The organism is Photobacterium sp. MCCC 1A19761 (assembly GCF_037389125.1).
In the GTDB taxonomy this organism is placed as follows: Bacteria; Pseudomonadota; Gammaproteobacteria; order Enterobacterales; family Vibrionaceae; genus Photobacterium.
This window is the reverse complement of record NZ_JAZGTF010000002.1, coordinates 409,716-436,316: the sequence shown is the minus strand read 5'-3', so window position 1 is coordinate 436,316 and position 26,601 is coordinate 409,716. Positions and strand designations below refer to the sequence as shown.

Genomic DNA, 26,601 nt, shown 5'->3' with positions numbered 1-26,601 from the left:
GCGATCGATTGTCTGTTTGTCGGGGCTCTCAGTATAGCAAGTCTCCGGGCTGGGAGCCTGGCGGAGGACACGGGATGATTGGCGCTAAAGTTTCACAAGTAAGACAGGGGGCCCGGGCAGGGAAGGCTAATTTTATGTGGTGGGATTTTGTGATTGTCGGAGGCTGGAATGGGGAGGCTTGTGCGCGACTGCGGGGGGCTGCTCCTGGTGATTTTACTGGTCGGTTGTGCAGAAACGCGGCATGAACGTTTAGTGGAGCTCGGATTCACCCGTAACTACCTGGATGGGTATCAGGATGGGTGCAGCAGCCGGAAACTGGCGGCGAAAACCTATCTCGACGGGTTCCGGCAGGATCCGGAACGGCTGGCTGCCGATCCTAAATATGCCCATGGCTGGCAGGATGGTTTTGAGCAGTGCTACGCTGACAACACGTCGTATTTTTGAGCGGTAAGTAAGCGTCGGAAAAATAAAGGCAACCCGAGGGTTGCCTTGAGAGGATTGCTTAAGGCTCCGGCTGATAGAAGCGTTTGAGCTCATGCATGACCTGCATCAGGGTCGACAGCTTCGGTTTGCCTTCGCTTTGCAGTTGGTAGTCCTGATTATAAACCCGGTAATTCCCGTATTTATCGACCACGGTAGTGGTATTTTTTTGCAGGACCACAATGCTGCGGTCATCCCCGGCCAGCACCCAGCGTCGGCTGGTATCCTGATCAAACAGGCTGATGCCGCTGCTGTACTGGGCCGAAGGTGTGGTCGTATTCAGCAGCGATTCCATCAGGGTCGGCACCAGATCCAGATGGCTGGTTGCACGGGGCACGCTCTCAGGAACCATCCCCGGCCAATGAATGATCATCGGTACTTTCAACTGGAATTGGCTGTAGTTGCTGCCGGCACCCCAGGTGTTGCTACCGGTTTCGTTGAACTCACTGCCATGGTTGGCGGTCACGATCACGATGGTATCGTCCAGCACATTCTGCTCAACCAACTGGCTGAAAATATCCATCAGCAGCTCATCGATATGGTAGGCCGCATTGCGATAGCTGTTTTTCAGCAGCACATTGGTATCGGCTTCCGCCGGGTTTATCTGCATATTGCCGAGTGACGGGGTAAACTTCGGAACGTAGTCGCCCCCCTCTTCAAAACTTTCCACCGAAGTCAGCTCAAGGTAACTGAACCAGGGCGTTTTGCGTTGTTGCTGTGCAAGCCAGTCTTTCCACGCTGCAATCGCCTGTGCGTCACTGTGAATCGTCGCTGCATCGTTGGGCATGAGCCGGTTACTGAATATGGCATCCGTGTAGATGGTTTCTTCAAAGCCGTTGCCGCTGAACAGGCCAAACTGATAGCCCCGTTTTTGCAAGGTATCGAGCAGGACCGGTGAGGTTTGCTCTGAGCGAATGCTGTTGATGTAACCGCCCGGCAGCCCGTAGAACAGGCCGAAGACGCCGCCGTCATTGGTGTTGTCGGCACTATAGTGATTGCCGAAATTCAGATTTTGTCGGGCAAATGCCGACAGATACGGCATGGTTTCCGGAGCAACCATGTCGCTACGCAGGCTATCGACCATGATCAACAGAACATTTTGTCGGGTTCCCAGATCATCAAATTTAAGCACGCTCATCGGATAGCGAATATGTTCACTTTCTTCTATGCCCTGTGCTGCCTGACGGCGGGTGTATTCCTGGCGATCTAGCCAGCCATGTTTTTCCATGAAGCTTTTGGCAGTCATCGGATAGGAGAGCGGGAAGTTGGAGCGCTGCGCCGTCACCGGGCGATACAACTTGGCATCGGCCCAGATATAAATCAGGTGGCTACTCAGGAAGCACAGACCGAAGACCATGGCAATCGGTACGCCGACATGCTTTCGGGTCAGTTTTCTGAGTTTGCGCCAAATCCACTCTGCCAGTACCAACTGCATCAGGAAGATGGCTGGCACAGCAATAAACAGGTATTGCCAACGGGCATTCAACTCCGTTTTTTCACCGCTGAGTAGTAGATCCCAAACGAGCGGACTTAAGTGCAGCTCGAGTGTCTCGTAGGCATGGGTGTCAAGCAGCAGGGCTGTTAGGCCAATGGTGCCGACCAACACGGCAAACAACCGCATCAGGCGCTGAGACGGGATCAGAAAACTGGCTGGAAACAGGATCAGAATGTAAAAGCCAAAGACCAGGAACCCGAAATGTCCAACCCAGCTCAGTCCGAGATACAGTTGTCCGAGAAGGGTTTCCGGCCATTCAGAGTGTTCAATATATCGGGTGCCGAGCAGCATGGCGGCGATGATATTGAAAAAGCTGAACCAATGACCCCAGCTAATCAGCTGGGACACTTTGTCTTTATAATTGTTACCGCTGGTGACCATAGATGTCAGAAATTCCCAGTCTGATGTGCAATGCCGAACAACAAGCTTAATCTTCCTTGATGGAGGAAAGCAGCGCTTGTGAGAATTTCTCAGCAATGGCTTTCCGTTGGGCAGCCGGCACGTCGGCATTGATGATGTTGGTCGAAATGTTGCCCATGATCATCAGTGCCAGCTCGGCAGAAGCTTCATGCTTCTCTAGTACATCGAACACGTCATCAATGATTTGTTCAACTTTTTTATTCGAGTATTTTGAAGTAATTGGCATAGGAAGTCTTGTTTAAAGTTATAAAGAAAGCGACTTATAATAACCTACACTTTAGATTTACTGAAATATTTCCATTATGAGCCTAACGCTTTCCAATGTCATTCTTCACCAGTTGACAAAAAATGAGCAGGATGAGCTTGAAGTTCATCTCAGAAAACAACCGCTTGAGAACGACGCTTCTACGGAAGAGTTGGTCGCTGAGCTGCACCGGGTGTACAGCAGTAAGGGTGCGAAGGGCTTTGCCCACTTCGCCGAAGACAGTGAATTCTGTCACTGGCTGAAACAAGTACGCAGCGGCGAGCTGGATTTCCTGGCGTTTTCGAACCAGTCGGCTATCAAATTGCAGGCAGAGCTGAGCAAATACCCGTTTGCCGAAGCCGGAACCCTGGTGCTGGCGGAGTATCAGTCGTTGGCGACGGACTATCTGCTGATTGGTATGCTGCCGACTTGCCATAGCATGAAAGTGACCGAGCAGCTGGATATCAGTGCTACGGATTATCTTGATGTCGGCAAGATGGATATTGTGGCGCGGATTGACCTGTCTTCCTGGGAGACGGATGCCGAATCGAACCGTTATCTGACTTTTATTAAAGGCCGGGTTGGTCGAAAAATTGCGGATTTCTTCCTGGATTTCCTGCAGGCCGAAGTGGGAATGGATGCAAAAGTCCAGAACCAGGTACTGATGCAGGCGGTGGAAGATTTCTGCGCCGACTCGCGACTCGATAAAGAAGAAAAGCAGCAATATCGGAAGCAAGTGTACGATTACTGCAACAGCCAGCTTCAGGCTGGGGACGAAGTGATGGTGAAAGAGCTTTCCGGAGAGCTGCCTGCGGCCGAGGATGGCACGGACTTCTATCAGTTTGCTTCAAATCAGGGGTATGCGTTGGAAGAGAGTTTTCCGGCGGATCGAACCACCATGCGAAAACTGACCAAGTTCGTCGGTTCAGGTGGCGGCCTGACAATTAACTTCGACAGTATGTTGCTGGGGGAGCGGATTTTCTATGATGCAGAAACCGATACCCTGACCATCAAAGGCACGCCGCCAAACCTGAAAGATCAGCTGCAGCGCCGGTTATCGACCGATAACGACTGATGTGACTGACGGGTTAGGCAGGGCAAGCAGCGGCATTTGATGAGCCCGGTTTGATCTTTATCAATTGTTTACCGGGGCGGATCAGGATAATACCGCCCCTATGAACGTTTCAAAACCCGGCGCAGTTCAAAAGCAGCGTGAACTGAATACCGTGAACGTCCTGATCCGCTGGTATTGCCAGATCCTGCACCGTGGTGCAGTGACCTGTCCGGCGTGTCAGGAACTTGCTGCGTATGTCACGGCGCGTATGGCTCGTTGCCCCTCAGCATCAGGCAAGCCACATTGTTTGCACTGTCAACGGCAGTGTTTCTCACCGGCCAGACGCTTGCAGTTCAGTCATGTGCTGCGCTGGTCCATTCCGCGTTTTTTCTGGCGTCATCCCTTTCGGGCCTTGCGTTACCGGCTTCACCCTTTGTCCTCGATGGCCCGTTCGGGCGATAATCCATTGAAAACGAGCCGTTAAGGCGTCAAAGGATACTGCTCCCGGCGGTTCGGTTTAAAGAATACATCGCTTCCGGCTGCGACGACCTTTATAAGGTATGCCTTTGGATTGTCAGAATTTCACCAAAGTAGTTGAGTCACCATGAGGGCAAAGATATGCTTTCTCTCGTTTTCGCATTGCCGTTTAGCAATCGGCAGGTGCGACCATGCAGTTAGATTCAGCAACAGCAGGCAGTTTGAGAAAGCGGCGCGCGACAGGCGTTGACCGCACGAAAAAGAATATCGTTCAAGGTTGGCTATGAGTGCGTGTAAAACAGAAAGGCTGTACAGAAAAATTGTAAACCACGAAACACAACGGCATCTGGATTCGGTGCGGGCGAAATTCCTGAAACAGTATCAGGGCGAACTGAACAAGTCTGCTCAACAGGCGCTGACCTCTCAGATGATCGATCTTGTAGAGCGCGAATACCGATAAACGGAATACCGTTCAGATTTCGGTCGGGCTGTTGTCTTTGGTTTACCTGCCTGTCGCCCATCAACGCGCCCCCAAACGATTAATAAAAAAGCGCCCGAAGGCGCTTTTTTTGTCAGCGTATATGTTGTTAACCCGCCTCGTTCCGATAAAAGGGCGAGATCCAGTTGCTTACGCTGTCTGCTGTACCGGACTTGGTTGCGCCTGGTCAGATTCCTCAGAAGCCTCAGTCACGGACGGCGGGCAGCGGTCGACGAACCAGCCCATGTAAGATGAAATCACCGTGACTAGGATACAGACGAAGCTTAGCCACATGAACGGGGCGTAGGAGAACGTCGCCACACCCAGGATACTGGCCATGTAGATTCCGTTATCGCTCCACGGCACCATACCAGACGTCAGAGTGCCGCCAAACTCGGCGTTACGCGACAGGTTCTTGCGCTGGAATCCCAGGCGGTCATAGTTCTTGGCACAGATTTTCGGCGTCAGGATCAGGGATACATACATCGCAGAGCCGAACACGTTGCCCAGGAACGCCGTCGCAATGGTTGAGACCGACAAGCTACCTGCGGAGTTGACTCGTTTTTCGAACAACTTGGCGATGGTTTGCAGCACACCTACTTTATCCAGCAGGCCGCCAAAGCCCAAACCGAACACGATCACAGCCACGGAGCCCAGCATCGATGACATGCCGCCACGGTTGAGGATCGCGTCAATGAAGTCGACTCCGGAGCTGATGGAGAACGGTGCCCAGGCGGTGTTGAATGCCATCAGCGGGTCCATATCCTGGATCATGACTGCCCAGACGATCCCCAGCAGCGAGCCGAGAGAAATCACCGGGAAAGACGGCAGACGCATGGCCAGCAGTGCCAGCACAATGACCACAGGTGCGAAAGAGAACGGCGAAATGACAAATTGCTGATCCATGGCGGCGATTACGCTTTCCACCTGGGACATATCAACATTGCCGGCATAGTGGAAGCCCACAGCGGTGAACATGATCCCGGTGATCACATAACTGATCAGGGCAATTGGCAGCATGCCTTTGATGTGCTCCATGATTTCCACATTCGACATGGAAGAAGCCAGGATCACCGAATCAGAGAGCGGCGACATCTTATCCCCGAAGTAACAGCCCGACAGCACGGCACCGGCCGTCATCGGTGCCGGGATACCTAACCCCTGACCAATGCCCATCATCGCGATCCCGGCTGTACCCGCAGCGCCCCAGGAAGTCCCGGTTGCCAGCGCTGTTAGTGAACAGATGATCATGGTTGCCAGCAGGAAGATTGAAGGGTGAATGGCTTTGAGGCCGTAGTAAATGATGGTTGGGACAATACCGCCTGCAATCCAGGTACCGACCAGGGCACCGACAGCCAGCAGGATCAGGACGGCTCCCAAGCCGTTAGAGATCCCCTTGGTCGCAGCCTGCTCCAAAGATTTGTAGTCATGTCCCAGCTTGATGCCGAGTGCCATAATCACAAACCAGCCGATGTAGAGGGCAAGTTGGATCGGTAAATCGAGTTTTGCCGTGAAAGAAAATGCCAGCGCAAGAAAGATACCCAACGCGACAACGACCTGCATTAGCGAAGGTAGTTTCACACTCTGTTTGTTCATAGTTCTAACCTTGTTCGTTCGAGTCAGTGAGCCTGAAAAGACCCTGAGTTCGCATCCACGATGACAATGGGAAATCATTGTTATAACGATGGAGCCTTCCATGAGGGAACGTGTCATGAAGTCGCGCTACTCTATCTGAATGAATGATGTGGTGCGATAAATATTGCACTTTTATGTGACCTCATCCAACCAGTGCGAATTTTTAAGGAAAAAAACAGATAAACTTTTTATTTTTTGGTTAATTTTAGGTTTGTATTATGTTTTTTTTTGTGTTCGCCTATTGTTTTTTGGGAGTGTGGTTGGTTTTGCTTTTTTGACATAAAGTTTCTATGTCTTCAGGGTAAACTCGCATTTATGGGTGAATAGACCTGAATGATATTGTGGTCATGGTGTTTTAAACTTGTCGATTTATGCTGGTAACCGTTAATAGTTATTATTTTTGGTGTTTGGGTTTGTTTTAATGAAAATTGGCCGGTATGGGTATATTTTTATCGTTCACGGTGGGCTGCATGAAAGTTTACGTGGGTTCTGGCCCGCGAAACATGTTATTGTGGCCTCGGTTTGACCGGGAGCCATCAGGCAAATCAGGCCAGCCTTCGGACGCGAGAGTCGGGTGGATTTTTATATCATCCAGACGGGTTCCTCTTGTATTTCATGACTGAAACCTCTATAGATGAGGGTTACGCCTGTGGGTATAACTATCTGAGCTTGGCGAAGTGGGCAGATAATTATGGTCGCGAGGCGACACCATTTAGAACATGGACGGAGTGGAGTGAAATGATGAAAGTAGGTTTAGTTGGCTGGCGTGGCATGGTTGGTTCCGTGCTGATGCAGCGTATGGTTGAAGAGCGTGATTTCGATGTCATTGAGCCGGTCTTCTTTTCTACCTCGCAAGTGGGGATCCCTGCACCAAACTTCGGCAAAGATGCCGGCATGCTGCAAGATGCCTTTGACATCGACAGCCTGAAAAAGCTCGATGCGGTGATTACCTGTCAGGGTGGCAGTTACACCGAGAAAGTCTATCCGGCACTGCGCCAGGCTGGCTGGAAAGGTTACTGGATTGATGCGGCGTCGACTTTGCGTATGCATCAGGATTCCATCATTACTCTGGATCCGGTTAACCTTGAGCAAATTCAACAAGGGATCCATCGCGGAACGAACACCTTCACCGGCGGTAACTGTACGGTCAGCCTGATGCTGATGGCAATGGGCGGCCTGTTTCAGGAAGGCCTGGTAGAGTGGATGACTTCGCAAACGTACCAGGCTGCATCCGGTGCCGGGGCGAAAAATATGCGTGAGCTGATCAGCCAGATGGGTGTGATCAACGATGCGGTTTCCAGTGAGCTGGCTAATCCGGCAACCTCTATTCTGGATATTGATCGGAAAGTGGCGGATGTGATGCGTTCTGCGGACTTCCCGGCGCAAGAATTTGGCGTGCCGCTGGCAGGCTCATTGATCCCTTGGATTGATGTGAAGCGTGACAATGGCCAAAGCAAGGAAGAGTGGAAAGGCGGGGTTGAGACCAACAAGATCCTGGGTCTGGAAAGTCAGCCAATCGCCATTGACGGCACGTGCGTGCGGATCGGCGCGATGCGCTGTCACAGCCAGGCACTGACGCTGAAGCTGAAGAAAGCTGTTCCGCTGGATGAAATTGAAGAAATGCTGGCCGCACATAACGACTGGGTGAAAGTGATTCCGAATGAGCGTGACATCACCATGCAGGAGCTGACCCCAACAAAAGTGACCGGGACGCTGTCTGTACCGGTTGGTCGCCTGCGTAAACTGGCGATGGGGGATGACTTCCTGAATGCCTTTACGGTGGGTGATCAGCTGTTGTGGGGTGCTGCCGAGCCGCTGCGCCGGACGCTGCGGATCATCTTGGCTGAAAAGCACTGATGAGACCGAATTTATCGGAGTAATTACCCCGATTCGATGGCCCTGGAATACGGGCCATAAAAAAACGCCTGCACAGATGCAGGCGTTTTTTGTATCCGTCAGGATAACGAGGAATTAGGCTGCCAGGTTCTTGGCAACAAATTCCCAGTTCACCAGGGCCCAGAATGCGTTCATGTAGTCTGGGCGCAGGTTGCGGTAATCGATGTAGTAAGCGTGTTCCCACAGGTCAACTGTCAGCAGTGGTGTTACACCTGCTTCTGTCAGTGGCGTACCTGCGTTAGACGTGTTGACGATGTCCAGAGAGCCGTCAGCTTTCTTCACCAGCCAAGTCCAAGAAGAACCGAAGTTGTTGATTGCAGCGTCAGTGAACTTCGCTTTGAAATCTTCGAAAGAGCCGAAAGCTTTCACAATCGCGTCAGCAACTTCACCTGTTGGCTCGCCGCCGCCGTTCGGGCTCAGGCAGTGCCAGTAGAACGTGTGGTTCCAGATTTGAGCAGCATTGTTGAATACGCCGCCAGTTGAAGTCTTGATGATCTCTTCCAGAGACTTGCTTTCTAGCTCAGTCCCTTCAATCAGGCCGTTCAGCTTTACAACGTAAGTGTTGTGGTGCTTACCGTGGTGGTATTCCAGAGTTTCCTGAGAGATGTGTGGCTCAAGTGCGTTGATTGCGTAGGGTAGCGCTGGTAGTTCAAATGCCATTGCTCGGTTCTCCATTTTGGGTTGTGGGGCCAGGCCCCGCCGACATTGCTTCCAGTAGACTTCATGCCTACCTTTATTGTTTGAAACTATTACTGTTTGAAACTAATTTTTCTCAACCACATGAAGCCAATCGTTCAGGCTGACTGCTTCCCAAGAACGTTGTTTTCTCAAGAACACAGCTTCTCAAGAACACAGCTTCTCAAGAACATTGCGTCTCAGAGCGTTGGCTCATGTGTTGGTGAAAAGTATTTTAGCAAGTTTTTACTTTATTAAAAGCCCTATCTCTAAAAATAGCAGCTCTGGTTGAGTTCTGCCTCGGGTATCAGGGAAATATTCTGCAAAAGTGGCTAGCTCGCAGGCGCATTCGACCGGCTGCAAAGATGTATTTATAATATCCATATAGATATTAGGCGTTTTTTTCCTGAGCATGACCAAGTAGAATGACTGGTTTGAAACTTAATGAAGTGTCGTAAGAGGAAGCTATGGAAACCATCGACAAGATTAAACAACAGATCGCTGAAAACCCAATCCTGTTGTACATGAAAGGTTCACCAAAACTGCCAAGCTGTGGTTTTTCATCTCAGGCATCTCAGGCGCTGATGGCATGCGGTGAGAAGTTTGCTTATGTCGATATTCTGCAAAACCCGGATATCCGTGCAGAACTTCCTGCCTACGCGCAATGGCCGACATTCCCGCAACTGTGGGTGGAAGGTGAGCTGATTGGCGGCTGTGACATCATTCTGGAAATGTTCCAGAAAGGTGAACTGCAACCGTTGATCAAAGAAGCGGCTGAGCGCCGTGACGGTGCGGCTGCTGAATAAGCCGACTGTTACTGCTTCACCATAAAAAAAGACCGCATTTGCGGTCTTTTTTTGTCTCGCGAGTGGCGTTATACCAATCGCAGTAAATATCTGGTCATCCTAGCTTGTTAAAATGCTCGATAACTGCGTTAGAATTTTTGGTTGTAGAATAGCTACTTATCAAAAAAATCTGCCTTGTTCTCAAACATTTTCCCTGCGCTATTTCTGATCATTTACTTACTTTGATTGGTATTACAGAACCATGGCTGCCAGCCAGCCGAAACCGATTAACGGCAGGTTATAGTGAATGAAGGTCGGGACGACAGTTTCCCACATGTGCTCGTGCTGACCATCGGCATTCAGGCCGGCTGTCGGGCCTAGGGTTGAGTCAGATGCAGGTGAACCAGCATCTCCCAGTGCTGCTGCTGTACCCACTAGTGCGACGGTAGCCAGCGGCGAGAAGCCAAAGGTCAGGCAGAGTGGGACATAGATGGTGGCCAGGATTGGAATGGTCGAGAAGGATGAACCGATCCCCATGGTCACCAGCAGGCCGACCACCAGCATCAACAGGGCGGCCAGCGGCTTGTTATCGCCAATAGCATCGGCCAGAGAACTGACTAACGTTTCAACCCCGCCAGTCGATTTCATCACCGAGGCAAATCCGGCAGCGGCAATCATGATGAAGCCGATCATCGCCATCATGTGAACCCCTTTGGTGAAGACATCGTGGGTCTCTTTCCATTTGATCACGCCGCCAAAGGTAAACACCATAAAGCCGATCAGACCGCCGATGATCATCGAGCCGCTGTAGAGCTGGGCGCCCAAGGCGGCGATAATCGCGGCCACGGCGATATAAACATGCTGCATATTGATTTGGGTATGTTCCGGCTCTGTCGCCAGAATTTTATCTTCCGAGTATTCGCGTGGCTTGCGGTAGCTGAAAAAGACCGCCAGCAGCAGACCGAAGACCATGCCCAGCGCCGGCAGGATCATGGCATAAGGCACTTGGCCGGCACTGACATCCAGTCCGTTGTCATGCAGGTTCTTGAGCAGAATGTTGTTGAGGAAAATCCCGCCAAAGCCAACCGGCAGTACCATATATGGGGTGACCAGGCCAAAGGTCAGCACGCAGGCAATCAGGCGTCGGTCCAGCTTCAGCTTGGCGAACACATGGAGCAGCGGCGGGATCACGATCGGAATAAAGGCGATATGGACCGGAATGGCATTCTGAGAAGAGATGGCTAGCAGCACTAAAATGGTGAGAACAGAATACTTTACGCCGGTGGCAGCGGCAGCATTTTCATGACCGCTAATCCGTTTAATGACTTTTTGGGCCAGGACATCGGTGATCCCGGAGCGGGAAATCGCAACGGCAAAGGTCCCGAGCATGGCGTAGCTGAGGGCTGTAGTTGCGCCGCCGCCCAAACCGCTTTCAAAAGCAGACACGGTATCGGCGAGCGACAGGCCGCCTAAAAGGCCGCCTAAAATGGCGCTGAAGGTAAGTGCGACGACAACGTTGACCCGCATTAATGCAAGGACAAGCATGACGCACACGGAGATGACTACTGGGTTCATAAAACTTAGATCCATCGTTGTGTTTATGTCATGGGGAAAACTGTATTTTGTTATTTTTAGCGGTTTTTCCCGAAACGTTCCAGTTTGCTGAATTTTTCCTGTATGTCGAGAAAAATTTGAGCTCGATCAGTTTTTTTATTTTCTCAGGCCATGTCGTCCCCTTGCCATCGAGCCCTGTCTATACTGAGCGGTGAAGATCAAGGTGAGCGCCTGCCCTCGGTCGGCGTCGATTAACGGCATACCCGTCACTTACAGTCAGCGGGGATGTCTACGTGGAGATGATCATGAGCGTACTTGTAGGACGTCCCGCCCCGGACTTTACCGCTGCTGCTGTGTTGGGCAATGGCGAAATCGTCGAGCAGTTTAACCTTAAGCAGCATATTCAGGGCAAAGCGGCCGTGCTGTTTTTTTATCCGCTGGATTTTACCTTCGTCTGCCCGTCTGAGCTGATCGCGTTTGACAAACGCTTTGCCGATTTCCAGGCCAAAGGGGTCGAAGTGATCGGGGTGTCGATTGATTCTCAGTTCACCCATCATGCCTGGCGCAATACGCCGGTCGAAGATGGCGGCATTGGTCAGGTCCAGTATCCGCTGGTGGCGGATACTAAGCACGAGATTTGCCGGGCCTATGATGTTGAGCACCCAGAAGCAGGGGTTGCCTTCCGAGGCTCATTCTTGATTGATAACGATGGCGTGGTCCGCCACCAGATCGTTAACGACCTGCCGCTGGGCCGTAATATTGATGAAATGCTGCGCATGGTTGATGCTCTGCAGCATCACGAAGAACACGGCGACGTGTGTCCGGCGCAGTGGGAAAAAGGCAAGCAGGGGATGGAAGCCTCACCGCTGGGTGTGGCGCGTTACCTGTCTGAGCATACCAACGATCTGTAAAGCCAGCTTGAAAGCCGGGTCCGTGAGTAGTTCGACCCGTTCAGCGATAAAAGAAAGGCTAGCCGGGTGGCTAGCCTTATGGTTTGGTTATCTTGCCTTATGGCGTTGGTAGTGTGGTTAGCACTGAATTATCAGTAACCTCAACATTGCCAGCAGAAATAAAGCTGTGGGTTTGTAATTGCATTTCGTCATTGACTTCTTTGCTGGCAGTTTCGAGAAGCAAAGAACTATGTGAGCCGCTGTTAAAGATCACTGCATCACGTTGAGCATCATTGACTGTCGTGGTGGTCTGGTTATAACCGCTATAGATGAGTGGCAGAGTGCCGCCAAATGGTGAGTATGGCGAATTTTGCGTGGCATCCAGTCCGTTTGGAATCACCTTATCACCCAGAACCATGGTCAGGTAAGACGGTGTTGTTGTCAGCACGCTGCCGATGTGGTTCATTGGATCGACGGTATCCAGCACCGTTTGCGCGGCATAGGCAAAGGAACTCAAGTCACTGTTCACTTTCGCTTTATCTGACTCGCCCAGCATGGCGTAGAAATTACTGAAGCAGGTCGGGCCATCGACATTACCCTCTGGACAGGCTTTGGCTTTATATGCAACGTACTTCTCGCTGGCAGCAGTAAGCAGCTTGTCTTTGACTACGCCACCAAAGCGTTCGGAGTTCATCAGCAGATACGGAATACCGGCGCCTGGGTTAGCGAATTGAGCGCGGTTGACTTTAAACATCGCCTGTTCAGTAGTTTCATCCGCGATTGGCTTGTTGATGGTCGCGGTATAACCGATGCCTGTCATGGCGCCGAGCGAATGGCCCACATAACCCACGCCGACACTGGTGCCATTCACAGGCGAGAGCTTATCGAGTTGTTCACCTACCGTTGGATCGCCAGCCTTGTTACGTGCAAAAATCAATCCCAGCGCAGCACGCAGGCCCATGGCATCAGCGACGGATTGGCGGAAGTTGTCACGGCCGACGGTCAGGTAGGAGAGGTTCATGAACACATCTGGATGTAAGCCGTCGGTAACGGTCCCGTCAGACAGGGCTCGCTCACCATGCAGCGGATGGTCAATAGCAATCATTGCCTGACATTGGTCATTGATGGCCTCAGGCGCCAGGGCCAGCAGCGTCTCTTTATAGCTGGTGATGCCATGCTGATAAATACTCACTGGCACGCCGGTTAGAACATCGGCACACTTGGTCAGATTCGGCATCACCAGCAGGTAGTTGATCTCTTCTACAGATTTCAGCTGTGGGATCGGGCTGTAGCGGGTGATCTCACGCGCAGGATCTAACTGGGTGCCGTCGGCCAGGTACAAGGTTTTGCCGATGAGAGCGGTCATCACCTTCAGCTGGGTTGCCTGATCGGAGCTGACTTTCGCCAGATCTTCCGAAGTGATTCCCCACTCGGTCAGCTTGGTCATTACCGCAGCTTTATCAGCATCAGTACCGTTATTCAGGACATTTGAGATCTTGGCCAGGCTTGGCATGCCGCTTTGCCAGGGGGTCTTTTTCCATGCCTCACCGGTCACCGAAGTTTCCAGAAAATATGGGAGCTTGACGGTACCTTCGTATGCTGTCAGACCTTTGCCACCGAGGTTATCGATAAGAGGCGTAGGAGTGATGTTCAGGGTAAACAGATCGGTGGTATCAACATTGTTCGGGTTGGCACTGCCTTGCCACACGGCATTGGCGCTACCACCTTTGCTGATAGCATCAAGTGCTGATGCTATCGCACCTTTGGTTGCAAACAGGACATCCCCGACGGATGCGGTGGTAAACCAGCTGGAGTAGATGATCTTGTCTTTATCAATGCCCTGGGCAGCAAAGGCAGCTTCGATTTGATGAGTGTAGGCTTGCGCTTTGTCCAGCTTCTGGCTTGGCGGTGGGGTATCTGCCTTCAGATAAGCGTAAGACTGCGACATCCCGACGCTGTTGCCGTTTTTATCTTTCAAATCGTCCGTTAAGGCAAACATGTAGTCTGATTTCGGATCCAGCGGTTTGATCAGAATGACATTCAGGGTATCGCCCTGAACACTGACGACGAAATCGCCATCAGCTTGGGAGAGAACTTGCTTGGCAGAAATAGACTTAGTTGTCGTCGGACTGTCGGACTTAATCAGGAAAAATGCGCTGGCGGCGGTGTTCGGGTTAAGCTCTGCCCCGGTAAAAGAGATAGAGATCGGTTGTGTGGTGCTCCAGCCATCGGTTTTACCCATGGCCACTTTCGGATCCATTAACGAGCCGGTTTCACTGCTGCTTTCTAAACCCAGAGTACCGTCGGTGCTGTCCATGACGATAAAGGTCGGCAGGATGAGTGCAGGCTCTTCGGCCAACAAATCAAATGCAATCTTCGTTTCTGCCTGCAGGCTGCGTTCAATCGCAGGATTAACCGTCGGCTCACCGGAAATTTTGGTGTCATCACAGCCGTAAAGCGCGAGGTTGGCACCGATCAGGAGCGCCAGGAGTTTCTTATTCATGAGGTATTCCTTGTTAAATTCTTGTTCTTACTGGCTTGATTGGGCTTAGAAACGGTAATTTATCTGAGCGGCACTCAGAATCGCATCATTCTCACCACTGAACGCATATTCACGGTCGTCGACGTATTTCTCGTTGAAATCGCTACTCTGGCCGTAGAGGTAGGTCAGGCCGAAATCAAAGGTCATATCGTTGCTGTAGTTGTAAGTTAAACCAGCGGAATACCAGTAACGGTCGGTATCCGGAATACTCAGGGTGGATTTGCCTGCTTGTTCATCAAAGGCAAAACCGGCGCGCAGGATCCAGGCCTGGCTGAGGGTATAGGTTGCACCGATGGAGTAGCGGAAGTTATCGTCGAACTCTTCTTCTTTCAGCAGGCAGACGCCGTTTTTACAGTCATTGCTGGTTGCCTTCAGCTCTTCGAACTTGCTCCACTGGGTCCATTGCACGCCGTAGTGAAGGGCCCACTGGTTGTTCAGCTGGTGGAAGCCGCCAAACTCGGCAATGGCCGGCAGGACAACCGTCAAGTCACCGCCCACTTTCTTCGGACTGGCAATGCTGGAACCGGCGACTACTTTGCCGCTGTAATCGGTAAAGTCACCGGCAAACTCAAGATCCACCTGGGAGCGGTAGCTCAGGCCAAAGCGGTGATTATCGTTGAGTTCCCACAGGGCACCGACATTCCAGCCCCACTCCCAGGTATCGCCTTCAAGTTTCAGGAGATCTTGACCTGGGTTCGCCATATTCAGACTACCTTGATGACGCGTGAGGACGGCATCAGCATAGACCAGAGAGACACCAGCGCCGATGCTGAAGTTGTCGTTAATGCGCCAGGAGACGTTCGGGTTAAAGTTGACGGTGATCAGATCGGTTTTCCCGGCGAGCGCCCCGAAAAAAGCACCATCGGGATATTCGGTTGCAAAGCCGTAGTTCGCGAATACGCCGACACCCCAGGCGAACTGGTCGTTAATTGGCTGAATAAAGAAACCTGCCGGAACGATGGCAAACGGTGCGACATCTTCATAGGTTTGAACCGGGGCGTCGTGGCTGCCTTTAGAAGCAATGTCGATGGATGGGTCGATGAATGACAAGCTGCCGGATACTTCGGCGCGCTCAAAACGCGCCATGGCAGCAGGGTTGCGGGCCAATACGGACGCATTATCGGCAATCGCAGTTTCACCGGCAAAGGCCCGACCGAGACCAGATGCGGAGTGTTCGTTGACCTGGAAACCGGCTGCCTGAGTATTCAGGGAGAATAGTGCAGCGGTGACGGCAACGGCTGTCAATGAGATTTTTTTGGACATTATAATTTTTGCCTCTCTGATGCTTTGCTTCTTGTTCTTCATTCCGTGAAGGATAAAAAACTTGATGAGTGACGGTTTCATCGAACCTCAGTGAATTCAGCGCGGGTGTGCCGAAGGCGATATTGCAGGCAGGTCAACCTGAAATCAGGATGTGATATAGAGGTAACATTGACCTGTTAAGCTGCTTTTTGCACCCGTGACCGAATCAATCTGACAGAGTATGAAACAGTACTTGGCAGTATAAGGAGGAAAAGGTGAAATGTTAACCCATTGTAACACGTTGTTTTTGTTAAAAATGGCTAATTAATGAATATTCAATTGGATTGTGTTTAAAACGCGTGTTTTAAATTGGTCGATTGTTTGAAAAGTGAACTCTAAAAGCCCAGTAGCACTGGGCTTGTAAGAGGTCTGATGAGTTTGCGGATGTTTGATTTTTAAGACGTGCTATTTTCTTCTGTTTGAGAGGCCATAATCGGCCAGCCGCCTAATTTCTTCCATTTGTTAACAATCTCACAAAATAACTCAGCGGTCCGCTCGGTATCGTAGAGGGCGGAGTGCGCTTCTCGGTTATCAAATGGAATACCGGCCGTCGCACAGGCTTTGGCCAGAACGGTCTGGCCGAGGGCTACGCCACTGAGTGCGGCCGTGTCGAAGGTCGCAAACGGATGGAACGGATTTCGCTTTAATTTAGCCCGCTCAGACGCGGCCATTACGAAGCTGTGATCAAAGTTGGCGTTGTGCGCCACCATAATGGCACGGGAACAACCGGTTGCTTTCTGCTCTTTGCGAATTTGCTTGTAGATCTCTTTCAGCGCTTCTGCTTCAGAGACGGCGCCCCGGAGCGGGCTGAACGGATCACGGATCCCGTTAAACTCCAGCGCTTCTTTGTGGATCACGGCACCTTCAAAAGGAGCGACATGATAATGCAGGGTTGTTGCTGGTTTTAACCAACCGTCTTCATCCATCTGCAAAGTGACCGCGCAGATCTCAAGCAATGCGTCTGTTTGGGCATTAAAGCCTGCGGTTTCGACGTCAATGACGACAGGGAAGTAGCCGCGAAAGCGACTTTTCAGGGTGTTCAATTCGTTGTCTTGGCTCATAACAGGGCGGTTGGTCTGTAGTCGGCTCGAAAAATAAAGGGGGCATTATGTCAGATTCAGGTTCGGAGCTAAACCTAATTCCGGTGTCTCTGCGGCTTTGTCTAAACAATTGAATGGCTTGGCGTGTCCGCCGGAGTATGGCCACCTATGGGGATTTTCACCGGCAGGATAAAGATTTTTCGCAAGGATCCGATACAATAGTCAGCACTGTGATTGAGCGGATAACGGAAACATGGTTAACAACACAACGTCCTTCTGTCTGGCTGCCCTTTTGGGCGCGCTGTGGTGCGCCCCGGCCTGGGCCGTCAAACAATATGTGGCCACGCCGGCTCAGTCCAGTTGGAAGGTGGCTGTGGATACGCCGCTGGAGTGCCGGATGCTGCACGCGATCCCCAATTACGGTGAGGCGCAGTTCATTTCCAGGGCGAGCAAGAAAATCAACCTCGATTTTGAGCTGAAAATGCGTCGACCGATGGGGGAAACCCGGAATGTCAGCTTAGTGTCGATGCCTCCGCGTTGGATGCCGGGCGATGCTGCTGAGCCCATCACCAAGATTACGTTTTTCAAGCAGTTTGATGGCTACATCGGCGGCCAGATGGCCTGGGCGATGTTGGCCGAGCTGGAAAGCGGGCGTTATCCAACCCTGAGCTATCCGGACTGGCAGCATCGGGATAAGCGTATTGAAGTGGGCTTGTCTGCGGTGTCTTTTCAGACGACCTATCAGCAGTTCAGTCAGTGCCTGGACAACCTGTTACCTTACAGCTTTGAAGACATTGCATTTACCGTGCTGCATTACGACAAAGACAGCGATGAGCTAAATAAAGCCTCGCGGCAGCGTCTGGCGCAGATTGCTGATTTTGTCCGCTACAGCGATGATGTTGATCTGGTGCTGGTGGCGACTTACACCGACTCCCAAGGCGGTAAAAATGTGAATCAGGCGTTGTCTGAGCGCCGGGCTAAGAAGCTGGAAACCTATTTTATGGAAATGGGACTGCCGAAAAACAGGATTCAGGTGGAGGCTTACGGTAAGCGGCGTCCGATTGCTGATAATGAAACGCCGATTGGCCGCAATAAAAACCGCCGGGTGGTGATCTCTTTGGGGCGTACCATTATCTAACGTCACGGCATCAGTCCCTCGAATGTCTCAGGACTGGGGCATTGCTTATCTGTTACCACGCTACATTCAAAGGAAGCGGATGTGGCAAGAGGATAGGCGATGATGAAAGGGTGGGCGTGGTATTATGCGGTTGCGCTGGTTTTGTGCTGTAGTGGGTCAGCGATGGCGCTGGGTAACAATGGCCAGCTTTCGCAAGGCGCGGCACAGCAAGGCGTGATACATATACAGCAAGGCATAGCACAACAAGGTATAGCACAGCAAGTCAGCCGTGCTCAAGCGGCATCAATGGGTTTGCAGCCACAGGGTTTTTACTTCGTTGAAGACACTTCGGGGCTGGAGGCGTTGGATGCGCGCATTCGACACCGCCTCGCACAGGGGAGTAGTTCGCACTTCGCTGTGGTCTATTTTATGCCCCAACGCGACCGGGACATCTATCAGGCGCTGGTAACTGAATATGGGGCCAGGCAGAAATAGCTGATATCGACAATGCGGCCTGGTGTTAAACCGAAGATCACAGCGAGCCATGTCAGCGGCTCGCTGTGTTGTTTCTGTGACGGACTCTTGGCCTAGTGTAACCGGAATTTGGCGATGAGCTCACACTGGTTGCTGAGGTTGATATGCTCGACTTGCTTGGCCACTGCCGGATTCGGGTGACGTTTCAAAAACTCAATCAGTGCCGAACGGCAGCAGCCTAGGCTGTCGATAAACGCATCACACGTCTTGCGCGGGCACTGGGGGATCAGTGCCATCACTTGCTCGGAAGCCAACTGGAGATATTTGAGCTCATACTCGTTGTCTCCGGCCCGGCGCCAGAACCCGGCAAGGTTGTGGCAGGAAATCACTTTAATTGTCAGTAAATCTTCCAACTCGTCACGGGTGCCGTGGATCGGCTCAAGTTGCTGAGACTCAGCCAGGGCCAGTTGATAGTGGATCACGGACATCATAGGCCGTTGATCTCTTTCCGCCTCCGTTGCCAGTAAGGTATGTCGCTCCCAGCGTGATACGTCCATATGCCTCTTTTCCTTCCTGATTACCCTTGCAATGCCTCAAGATAATGCAATTCAATCTGCTGCCAGTCGACCACATGCCACCAGGCATCAATATATTCCGGACGCTTGTTCTGGTAGCTGATGTAATAAGCATGCTCCCAGACATCCAATGCGAGAATCGGCTCGCCACGTTGTGCGACAACATCCATCAGTGGATTGTCCTGGTTGCTGGTCGATGAAATCTCCAGCCGACCTTCATTGACGGACAGCCAGATAAAGCCCGAGCCGAAATGGGTGGCTGCTAATTCGGAAAATGCTTCTTTGAAGTCGTCAAAACTGCCGAAATGGCAGTTGATTGCTTCGGCAAGCAAGCCGCCGGGCTGGCCGCCGCCATCGGGTGACATGCATTGCCAGTACAGATTGTGGTTGAAATAGCCGCCACCGTGGTTGCGCACGGCAGGGGGTAAGTGGGAGACCCGGGCAAAAATATCATGCAGGGAGCATTGCTCCAGCTCGGTCCCGGCAATCGCCGTCATGAACTTATCATAATAAGTTTTATGGTGGCGACTGTGGTGGATCTCCATCGTTTTTGCATCGATATAGGGTTCCAGCGCGGTGTACGCGTATGGAAGGTCCGGAAATGTAAATGACATGATCGTTCTCTCTTGGTTTTTTAATGATATTAATGAGAATCAATATCATTATCAACCATGAGTTTTGTACGACTAATTTGAATTCTTATTTCTGGAGCAGAGGTCACGCTGAAACGAGCTAAAGTAAGTTATGCCTCACCAAGGCTTTTACGTGAAGACGGTTTCCATGCGAAGTCGGTGGGTATAGCTAAGACTGTTGGGCATAGCCAATAATAACAAGGCGGTGGTTATGAAAAAGCTTCTGTGGGTAAATTTTCTGTGGGTACTGACGCTCGGTGCCGGGGTTGCGTTCGCGGATGAAGATACAATTGTCAGCAGTGATGCGGCGCAGGTTGAAGCGAAGTTGTCGGAGCAAGTGTCATCACAGTTGATCACCGAAGAACAGGCAGAAGAGATGGGGCTGAATCGCGCCGATACCTATGAAGTGTCCAGCACGGTGAGTGTTGAGAATCTGGAATTACTGATTGCCGAAAAGTTGAAAGAGCGTGAGATGCCGTACTATTCCATTGAATTTAATGATCCGACCCAGGACAACGAGTTTCGGGCGACGGTGACGGAATACTTCAGTCCAGTGAATGATGAATAACGCACTGTATGGATCGGTCTCGTGCGCCTAGCTGTGCTCACGAACAAGCTGGATTCATGAAAAAGGCGGACTGGATTCACCGTCCGGCTTTTTCTTGACTGACGTTATCGGGCGGGGGGATTACCCGCGTTGGATCAGCTCAATTTGATAGCCATCCGGATCCTTCACAAAGGCGATGTGGGTTGTGCCGCCTTTGACCGGGCCCGGTTCACGCGTGATATTTCCGCCGGCAGCTTTAATCGCATCACAAGTGGCGTAGATGTCTTCCACACCGATGGCGATGTGGCCAAAAGCCGTTCCCATCTCGTACTCGGTGGTTCCCCAGTTGTAGGTCAGTTCGATGACCGCCCCTTCTGATTCATCACTGTAGCCGACAAAGGCCAGGGTGTATTTGTAGGCTTCGTTATCGTGTTTGCGAAGCAGCTTCATGCCCATGACGTCGGTGTAGAACTCAATTGCACGATCCAGATCGCCGACACGTAACATGGTGTGAAGAATGCGTCCGTTAGCCATAGTCCCTCCAATCGGGTAGTGATTTGTTGTGTTTGGCGAGCGATCTGCGATCACTCGTCCGGATAGACTTTGTCTTTGTACTCACAAAGATCTTCAATAATGCAGCTGCCGCAGCGTGGTTTGCGGGCAACGCAGGTATAGCGGCCGTGTAGGATCAGCCAGTGATGGACATCGACCTTGAATTCTTTCGGGACGACCTTCAGCAGTTTTTGCTCCACCTGATCCACATTTTTACCCATGGCAAACTTGGTGCGGTTGGAGACCCGGAAAATATGCGTATCGACGGCAATGGTCGGCCAGCCAAAGGCCGTATTGAGGACGACATTGGCAGTTTTCCGGCCGACGCCCGGAAGGGCTTCCAGCGCTTCGCGGTTCTCCGGTACTTCACCGCCATGCTGCTCCAGCAAAATTTTACAGGTCTTGATGACATTTTCGGCTTTGGAGTTAAACAGACCGATGGTCTTGATATATTCCTTAATGCCGTCAACGCCTAAGTCGTACATGGCTTGCGGGGTATTGGCCACCGGGTAGAGCTTGTCTGTGGCTTTGTTGACGCTGACATCGGTGGCCTGCGCGGACAACAAGACGGCGATGAGCAACTCAAAAGGTGTGCTCCAGTTCAGTTCCGTTTCCGGATGCGGGTTCTCTGCTCTCAGGCGTTCAAGGATTTGAACGCGTTTTTCATTGTTCATGTTAACTTCCTGACGCCTCGCGGCGGATACCCGCTGCCTGTTTTGTCCTGGTGTAGGGCCAGGGCCGTTCCGGACGGCTGAAACAGCAAGCAACGGGTTACTTTCATATGATGGTTGAACGTGTATCGGTTTTAATTTGCCGAAGTGATCCGCACTCGCTCGATTTGTGGCTTCGTTTCCGCTGCGGCGGATTTCTTCTCGCGTTGTTTATCGATGACATTTTTCAGCGCGATGATAAAACCGACCCCGATAAAGGCGCCGGGTGGTAACATCGCCAGCAGGAAGTTGCTGTCAAAGCTGAAGATTTCGATGCGCAGCACCGCAGCCCAATCTCCCAGCAGGCGATCCGCGCCATCAAACAGGGTTCCGTTCCCCAGAACTTCACGCATTGCCCCCAGGACGACCAGCGCCGAGGTCAGGCCCATGCCCATCCACAATCCATCCAGTACCGCCGGCAGCGGGGCATTTTTAGAGGCAAACGACTCGGCCCGGCCGATGATGATACAGTTGGTCACAATCAGCGGGATGAAGATCCCGAGTGACTGGTACAGGCCATAGGTGAAGGCGTTCATCAGTAATTGTACACACGTTACCAGTGCGGCGATGATCATTACAAACACCGGGATCCGGACTTCGGATGGGATCCACTGCCGGACCAGTGAGACGATCAGGTTCGAGCCGATCAGCACCATGGTCGAGGCCAGCCCCAGGCCCAGCGCATTGGTCACGGTCGCCGAGACGGCCAGCAAGGGACAAAGGCCCAGCAGTTGAACGATGGCCGGGTTATTGTGCCACAGGCCATTTTTCATCAGTTCTTTATTCGTACTCATGCTTTATCCTGGCAGTTCAGCGGTTGATTAAACAGTTGCTGCTGGTGGCGTTGGTAATACAGGGAAACGTGCTTCACCGCGCCGACAACAGCTCGGGGAGTAATGGTCGCCCCGGTAAACTGATCGAAGTTGCCGCCATCTTTGCGCACAGCCCAGTTCGGATCCTTCTCACCTTGCAGTTTTTTGCCGGTAAAACTATCAATCCAGTCCGAGATTTGGGTATCAATTTTATCGCCCAGTCCCGGTGTTTCATTATGGTTCAGCACCCGGACACCCGTGACCGCCCCTGCCTTGTCGAGGCCGACAATCAGTTTAATCGCACCATTGTAACCGTCGGGTGCGATGGCTTCGATGGCCACGCCGGAAATTTCACCGTCCTTTGTCGCTAGGTAAGCTGGCATCGGCTCGGCAGTGCCTAAATATTGCGCGCTGGAGATCAGCGTACAGCTTTGGGACAACTCGTTATCATGGCTGTCGGCCGGGATCACCTGGTTCAGTACTTTCAACAAATCTTTTTGTTGCTGGGCCTGAATCCGGTCCGCCGTGAGCAAGTAAGTCAGCGAGACCAGAAGGGTAGAGAGTAAAGCGAACGTGGCCAGCACGCCGCTGTTTTTTTTCATTGCCTTGAGCATGCTGACTCCTATGAGTGGCCGTAAGTCCGGGGACGGGTGTAGTAGTCGATCAGGGGAACGCACATATTAGCCAACAGGACCGCAAACGCGACGCCATCCGGATAGCCGCCCCAGGTACGGATGAAAAACACCAGCAGACCAATCAGCGCACCGAAGATGATCCGCCCCTTGGGAGTGGTGGAAGCAGAGACTGGATCGGTGGCGATGAAAAATGCCCCCAGCATCGTCGCGCCTGAGAACAAGTGCATGATCGGAGATGCTGTCCCGTCCGGGTGAACGATAAAGGCCAGGGTACTGGCGACAAACAGTGCGCCCAGCATGCCGGCCGGAATGTGCCATTGGATGATGCGCATTTTGAGCATCACCAACCCGCCGATCAGGAAACCCAGATTAACCCACTCCCAGCCTACACCTGCAATGGTGCCGAACTCCGGGCCGGTCAGAATTTCCGTGGTCGTGTGACCTGTGGTCAGGGACGTTTTCAGTGTATCCAGTGGGGTGGCCATCGTCACACCATCAATCGACATCCGCAGTTGGTGAATGCTGAATCCATCCTGGGTGAAGCCGGTGAAAATCGCGAGAACACTGTCGGGCAGTGTGACGGGGTGCGCGATCAACGAAGATGGCGGTAACCAGGTTGTCATCTGGACCGGGAAGGAGATCAGCAGCACGACATAGGCCACCATCGCCGGGTTAAACAGGTTTTGTCCCAGCCCACCGTATAAATGCTTGGCGATCACAATCGCAAAGACTACACCAATCACGGTCAGCCACCAGGGAGACAACGGCGGAATCGAAATGCCGAGCAATACCCCGGTCAGCAGGGCACTGTTGTCTCGCAGGTAAGGCATGATGGGACGGCGGCGTAGCTTGAGGATGGCCGTTTCAGCGCCAACCGCGACCAGTGACGCGAGCAAGACCTGGAGCAGGACACCCCAGCCAAAGAAAAACCATTGGGCGGCAACACCCAAAGCCGTGCAAAGAATGACTGTCCGCATAATGTCACGGGTACTGCGGCGACTATGGGTATGCGGTGAACTGGCAATGTTAAAAGCCACGATTAGTTTTCCTCATGATTCTGTGGTGCATCTTTTCCGGCCTGTTCGGCTTCTTTGGCTGCCTTGCGGGCTTTGGCGCGGGCAATGGCAGCGGCAACAGCGGCTTTTTTCGGATCCTCTGCAGGCGTGTCGGCTTGCTCAGCATCTGCCTGTTCCGTGTCAGCTTTTTCAGGCGTTGCAGATTCAGCCTGTTGGGCAGCTTTGCGGGCTTTGGCGCGCGCAATGGCAGCAGCAACCGCGGCTTTCTTCGGATCTTCTGCAGGCGCGTCGGCTGGCTCAGCATCCGCCTGCTCCGTGTCAGGTTTTTCTGACGCTGCAGATTCGGCCTGTTGGGCAGCTTTACGGGCTTTGGCGCGGGCAATGGCAGCAGCAACAGCGGCTTTCTTCGGATCTGCTGCAGGCGCGTCGGCTGGCTCGGTATCCGCCTGCTCCGTATCAGCTTTTTCAGGCGCAGCAGATTCAGCCTGCTGAGCTGCTTTGCGGGCTTTGGCGCGGGCAATGGCAGCAGCAACGGCGGCTTTTTTCGGATCCTCTGCAGGCGCGTCGGCTGGCTCGGTATCCGCCTGTTCAATTTCAGCTTTTTCAGGCGTTGCAGATTCAGCCTGCTGGGTTGCCTTGCGGGCTTTGGCACGGGCAATGGCTGCGGCAACGGCGGCTTTCTTCGGATCCGCTTCAGACGTTTCAGTCTGGTCTACATTGTTTTGCTGCGCCGCTTTACGGGCTTTGGCACGGGCAATCGCAGCAGCGACGGCGTCTTTCTTGGCATCGCCTGAGTTGACTGGCGCTTCTGAATCTGGCTTGGTTGTTTCAGCAGCTTGTTTCTCGGCTTTTCGCTCACGGGCCTGACGTTTGCGCTCTTCGCGCAATTTGGCCATTTCGGTGTTATCCGGTAATGCTTCGGTGTTGTCGGATTGCGCGGCCTGGGCTTCGGCCTGCTTGGCTTTGGCACGAGCAATCGCCGCGGCAACCGCCGGCTTTTTCTCTGCGGTTGCGTCGGTCGCAGCAGCTTCTTGCTTGGCCTTCACTCGGGCAATGGCCGCTGCGACGGCATCATCACCGCCCGTAGATTTCATCTCTTTGCGTCGGTCGTCGGCCGCTTTCTTAAAGCGATTCTCGCGCTCTTGCTTATCACGCTCTAAACGGGCGTTCTTTGCTTCAAAGCGCAGTTTCGCGCGTTCGGCATTGATTTCATCCTGTTTGCGGTGACGAATTTCAGCTTTGGCCTGGCGGTAATAGTGCACCAGCGGAATTTCACTCGGGCAGACGTAAGCACACGCCCCGCACTCAATGCAGTCAAACAGGTTGTATTCTTCACATTTTTCGAAATCTTCATCCTTGGCATACCACTGCAGTTGCTGCGGTAGCAGGGAAACCGGGCAGGCTTCTGCACAAGCCGTGCAGCGAATACAAGCCATTTCATGATTTGCCGGCGAGATTTCTTTGCGTGTCGGCGCCAAGATACAGTTGGAGATTTTGGTCACCGGCACGGCGGTGTGTGGCAGGGTGAAGCCCATCATCGGGCCGCCCATGATCACACGCGATAGTTTTTTATCGGCCTGAAAACCGAAGCGTTCAAGCAGAAATTGCACCGGGGTTCCCAGGAGTGCCCAGGTATTGCCCGGTTGCTTGACGGTTTGCCCGGTCACAGTGACGACGCGTTGGATTAAGGGCTCGCCATCAATGACGGCGCGCTTGATCGCATGGGTGGTCCCCACGTTATGCATCATAATGCCAATGTCTGCCGGGATGCCCTTGGACGGTACTTCTTTCCCGGTCAGCACTTTGATCAACTGCTTTTCGCCACCAGAGGGATACTTGGTCGGGATCACCCGGATCACGATCTGATCATGCTCGGCGAGCTGGTGTTGCAGCGCTGTGATGGCTTCCGGCTTGTTATCTTCAATCCCAATCACGGTAAGCTTAGGTTGCAGGATATGCTGCAGGATCCGGATCCCCTCGATCACTTCCTGGGCACAGTCCTGCATCAGGCGATCATCGGCGGTAATATAAGGCTCACACTCGGCCGCATTGATAATCAGAATATCGGTTTTACCCAGCCCGCTCTGGAGTTTGCGGCCGGCCGGGAAGCCAGCGCCGCCCATCCCGGCAATGCCATGAAGGCGGATATGATCAATCAGATCAGCCGGTGTGGCATCGTGGTAATTCGCGACGGGTGTTTTGGCAATCCAGGTCTCTTGCCCATCGGGCTCAATCACGATACAGCGATCGGAGAGGCCGGAAGGGTGGGCGATGGTATGTTGTTCGATGGCGATCACGGTACCCGAGGTCGGGGCGTGGATCGGCACGCTCAACGCGACATCGGTATGGGTCAGCATTTGACCTTTTTTGACGGTGTCGCCGACCGAGACCAGGACATCACCGATTGCGCCCAGATGCTGCTTCAAAGGCAGGATCAGTTTGGGCGGCAGCTCGGCTTTAGCAATTGGGGTGCGATTCGACAGGGTTTTCTGCTCCGGCGGATGAATGCCCCCCGGAAAGTCCCATAGCTGGCCTTGTTTAATTTGTTCGATAATTGACAGCAT

At 52.5% G+C, this 26,601-nt stretch carries 25 protein-coding genes; 9 read left to right on the top strand and 16 right to left on the bottom strand.

Annotated elements, in window-relative coordinates:
• Positions 1-168 precede the first annotated feature (168 nt).
• Positions 169-444 carry a hypothetical protein gene (locus VV869_RS04625; protein WP_337733798.1) on the top strand — a complete coding sequence of 92 codons (276 nt, stop codon included), beginning with the start codon at positions 169-171 and terminating at the stop codon, positions 442-444.
• 58 nt (positions 445-502) lie between these two features.
• Here the strand turns inward: VV869_RS04625 and VV869_RS04620 are convergent, their stop codons facing one another.
• Together VV869_RS04620 and VV869_RS04615 are read right to left on the bottom strand one after the other, a co-directional pair.
• The gene (locus VV869_RS04620; RefSeq protein ID WP_337733797.1) at positions 503-2,356 is read right to left on the bottom strand and encodes a DUF3413 domain-containing protein; all 1,854 of its coding nucleotides are present in this window, start codon (positions 2,354-2,356) and stop codon (positions 503-505) included.
• Positions 2,357-2,402: 46 nt separating this feature from the next.
• Positions 2,403-2,621 (bottom strand): YejL family protein, encoded by a 219-nt coding sequence (locus VV869_RS04615; RefSeq protein WP_255388088.1) that lies wholly within the window; start codon positions 2,619-2,621, stop codon positions 2,403-2,405.
• A gap of 76 nt (positions 2,622-2,697) precedes the next feature.
• Between VV869_RS04615 and yejK the strand changes: the two genes are divergently transcribed.
• Entirely contained in the window at positions 2,698-3,714 is a 1,017-nt protein-coding gene (gene yejK / locus VV869_RS04610) for a nucleoid-associated protein YejK (protein WP_337733796.1), read from the top strand.
• 100 nt (positions 3,715-3,814) lie between these two features.
• On the top strand, positions 3,815-4,177 hold the full coding sequence (locus VV869_RS04605) for a nitrous oxide-stimulated promoter family protein (RefSeq protein ID WP_337733795.1): 363 nt from the start codon (positions 3,815-3,817) through the stop codon (positions 4,175-4,177).
• 621 nt (positions 4,178-4,798) lie between these two features.
• Here VV869_RS04605 and nhaC read toward each other — a convergent pair.
• Entirely contained in the window at positions 4,799-6,244 is a 1,446-nt protein-coding gene (gene nhaC, locus VV869_RS04600) for a Na+/H+ antiporter NhaC (RefSeq protein ID WP_337733794.1), read from the bottom strand.
• A 780-nt stretch (positions 6,245-7,024) separates the two neighbouring features.
• Here nhaC and asd point away from each other — a divergent pair.
• Positions 7,025-8,140: an aspartate-semialdehyde dehydrogenase gene (asd, locus tag VV869_RS04595; RefSeq protein ID WP_337733892.1), complete on the top strand. Its 1,116-nt coding sequence runs from the start codon at positions 7,025-7,027 to the stop codon at positions 8,138-8,140.
• Positions 8,141-8,254: 114 nt separating this feature from the next.
• Here the strand turns inward: asd and sodB are convergent, their stop codons facing one another.
• The gene (gene sodB, locus VV869_RS04590) at positions 8,255-8,839 is read right to left on the bottom strand and encodes a superoxide dismutase [Fe] (RefSeq protein ID WP_261600438.1); all 585 of its coding nucleotides are present in this window, start codon (positions 8,837-8,839) and stop codon (positions 8,255-8,257) included.
• Between the two features lie 482 nt (positions 8,840-9,321).
• On the opposite strand from sodB, the gene VV869_RS04585 reads away from it, so the two are divergent.
• Positions 9,322-9,660, top strand: coding sequence for a Grx4 family monothiol glutaredoxin (locus VV869_RS04585; protein WP_337733793.1), 339 nt, complete (start codon positions 9,322-9,324; stop codon positions 9,658-9,660).
• A 231-nt stretch (positions 9,661-9,891) separates the two neighbouring features.
• Here the strand turns inward: VV869_RS04585 and VV869_RS04580 are convergent, their stop codons facing one another.
• Positions 9,892-11,214, bottom strand: a complete 1,323-nt coding sequence (locus VV869_RS04580; RefSeq protein ID WP_337733792.1) for a Na+/H+ antiporter family protein — start codon at positions 11,212-11,214, stop codon at positions 9,892-9,894.
• A 284-nt stretch (positions 11,215-11,498) separates the two neighbouring features.
• On the opposite strand from VV869_RS04580, the gene VV869_RS04575 reads away from it, so the two are divergent.
• Positions 11,499-12,104, top strand: coding sequence for a peroxiredoxin C (locus tag VV869_RS04575; protein WP_337733791.1), 606 nt, complete (start codon positions 11,499-11,501; stop codon positions 12,102-12,104).
• Positions 12,105-12,201: 97 nt separating this feature from the next.
• On the opposite strand, the gene VV869_RS04570 is transcribed toward VV869_RS04575, so the two are convergent.
• From VV869_RS04570 to rnt, 3 genes are all read right to left on the bottom strand, one after another.
• Complete coding sequence (locus VV869_RS04570) at positions 12,202-14,586, bottom strand: VolA/Pla-1 family phospholipase (protein ID WP_337733790.1); 2,385 nt, start codon at positions 14,584-14,586, stop codon at positions 12,202-12,204.
• 45 nt (positions 14,587-14,631) lie between these two features.
• Positions 14,632-15,888, bottom strand: coding sequence for an outer membrane protein transport protein (locus tag VV869_RS04565; RefSeq protein WP_337733789.1), 1,257 nt, complete (start codon positions 15,886-15,888; stop codon positions 14,632-14,634).
• Positions 15,889-16,322: 434 nt separating this feature from the next.
• A complete protein-coding gene (gene rnt / locus VV869_RS04560; RefSeq protein ID WP_261600432.1) occupies positions 16,323-16,988 on the bottom strand; it encodes a ribonuclease T in 666 nt (221 codons plus the stop codon).
• A 232-nt stretch (positions 16,989-17,220) separates the two neighbouring features.
• Here rnt and motY point away from each other — a divergent pair, with 232 nt between their 5' ends.
• Together motY and VV869_RS04550 are read left to right on the top strand one after the other, a co-directional pair.
• Positions 17,221-18,105, top strand: coding sequence for a flagellar protein MotY (gene motY / locus VV869_RS04555; RefSeq protein WP_337733788.1), 885 nt, complete (start codon positions 17,221-17,223; stop codon positions 18,103-18,105).
• 99 nt (positions 18,106-18,204) lie between these two features.
• The gene (locus VV869_RS04550; protein ID WP_337733787.1) at positions 18,205-18,579 is read left to right on the top strand and encodes a hypothetical protein; all 375 of its coding nucleotides are present in this window, start codon (positions 18,205-18,207) and stop codon (positions 18,577-18,579) included.
• Between the two features lie 92 nt (positions 18,580-18,671).
• Here the strand turns inward: VV869_RS04550 and VV869_RS04545 are convergent, their stop codons facing one another.
• On the bottom strand, positions 18,672-19,115 hold the full coding sequence (locus tag VV869_RS04545) for a DUF2753 domain-containing protein (RefSeq protein WP_337733786.1): 444 nt from the start codon (positions 19,113-19,115) through the stop codon (positions 18,672-18,674).
• Between the two features lie 20 nt (positions 19,116-19,135).
• Complete coding sequence (locus VV869_RS04540) at positions 19,136-19,747, bottom strand: superoxide dismutase (protein ID WP_337733785.1); 612 nt, start codon at positions 19,745-19,747, stop codon at positions 19,136-19,138.
• 229 nt (positions 19,748-19,976) lie between these two features.
• Here VV869_RS04540 and VV869_RS04535 point away from each other — a divergent pair, with 229 nt between their 5' ends.
• On the top strand, positions 19,977-20,333 hold the full coding sequence (locus VV869_RS04535; RefSeq protein WP_337733784.1) for a hypothetical protein: 357 nt from the start codon (positions 19,977-19,979) through the stop codon (positions 20,331-20,333).
• Between the two features lie 120 nt (positions 20,334-20,453).
• Here VV869_RS04535 and gloA read toward each other — a convergent pair whose 3' ends face one another.
• The 6 genes from gloA to rsxC all read right to left on the bottom strand — a co-directional run bounded on the left by gloA (position 20,454) and on the right by rsxC (position 26,601).
• The gene (gloA, locus tag VV869_RS04530; RefSeq protein WP_337733783.1) at positions 20,454-20,846 is read right to left on the bottom strand and encodes a lactoylglutathione lyase; all 393 of its coding nucleotides are present in this window, start codon (positions 20,844-20,846) and stop codon (positions 20,454-20,456) included.
• Positions 20,847-20,896: 50 nt separating this feature from the next.
• Positions 20,897-21,538 (bottom strand): endonuclease III, encoded by a 642-nt coding sequence (nth, locus tag VV869_RS04525; protein ID WP_261600425.1) that lies wholly within the window; start codon positions 21,536-21,538, stop codon positions 20,897-20,899.
• Positions 21,539-21,669: 131 nt separating this feature from the next.
• Positions 21,670-22,368 carry an electron transport complex subunit E gene (locus VV869_RS04520; RefSeq protein WP_337733782.1) on the bottom strand — a complete coding sequence of 233 codons (699 nt, stop codon included), beginning with the start codon at positions 22,366-22,368 and terminating at the stop codon, positions 21,670-21,672.
• A complete protein-coding gene (gene rsxG / locus VV869_RS04515; RefSeq protein ID WP_337733781.1) occupies positions 22,365-23,000 on the bottom strand; it encodes an electron transport complex subunit RsxG in 636 nt (211 codons plus the stop codon). The genes VV869_RS04520 and rsxG overlap by 4 nt, the downstream gene beginning before the upstream one ends.
• An 8-nt stretch (positions 23,001-23,008) precedes the next feature.
• Positions 23,009-24,058, bottom strand: a complete 1,050-nt coding sequence (rsxD, locus tag VV869_RS04510) for an electron transport complex subunit RsxD (protein WP_337733780.1) — start codon at positions 24,056-24,058, stop codon at positions 23,009-23,011.
• A 2-nt stretch (positions 24,059-24,060) separates the two neighbouring features.
• Entirely contained in the window at positions 24,061-26,601 is a 2,541-nt protein-coding gene (gene rsxC, locus VV869_RS04505) for an electron transport complex subunit RsxC (protein ID WP_337733779.1), read from the bottom strand.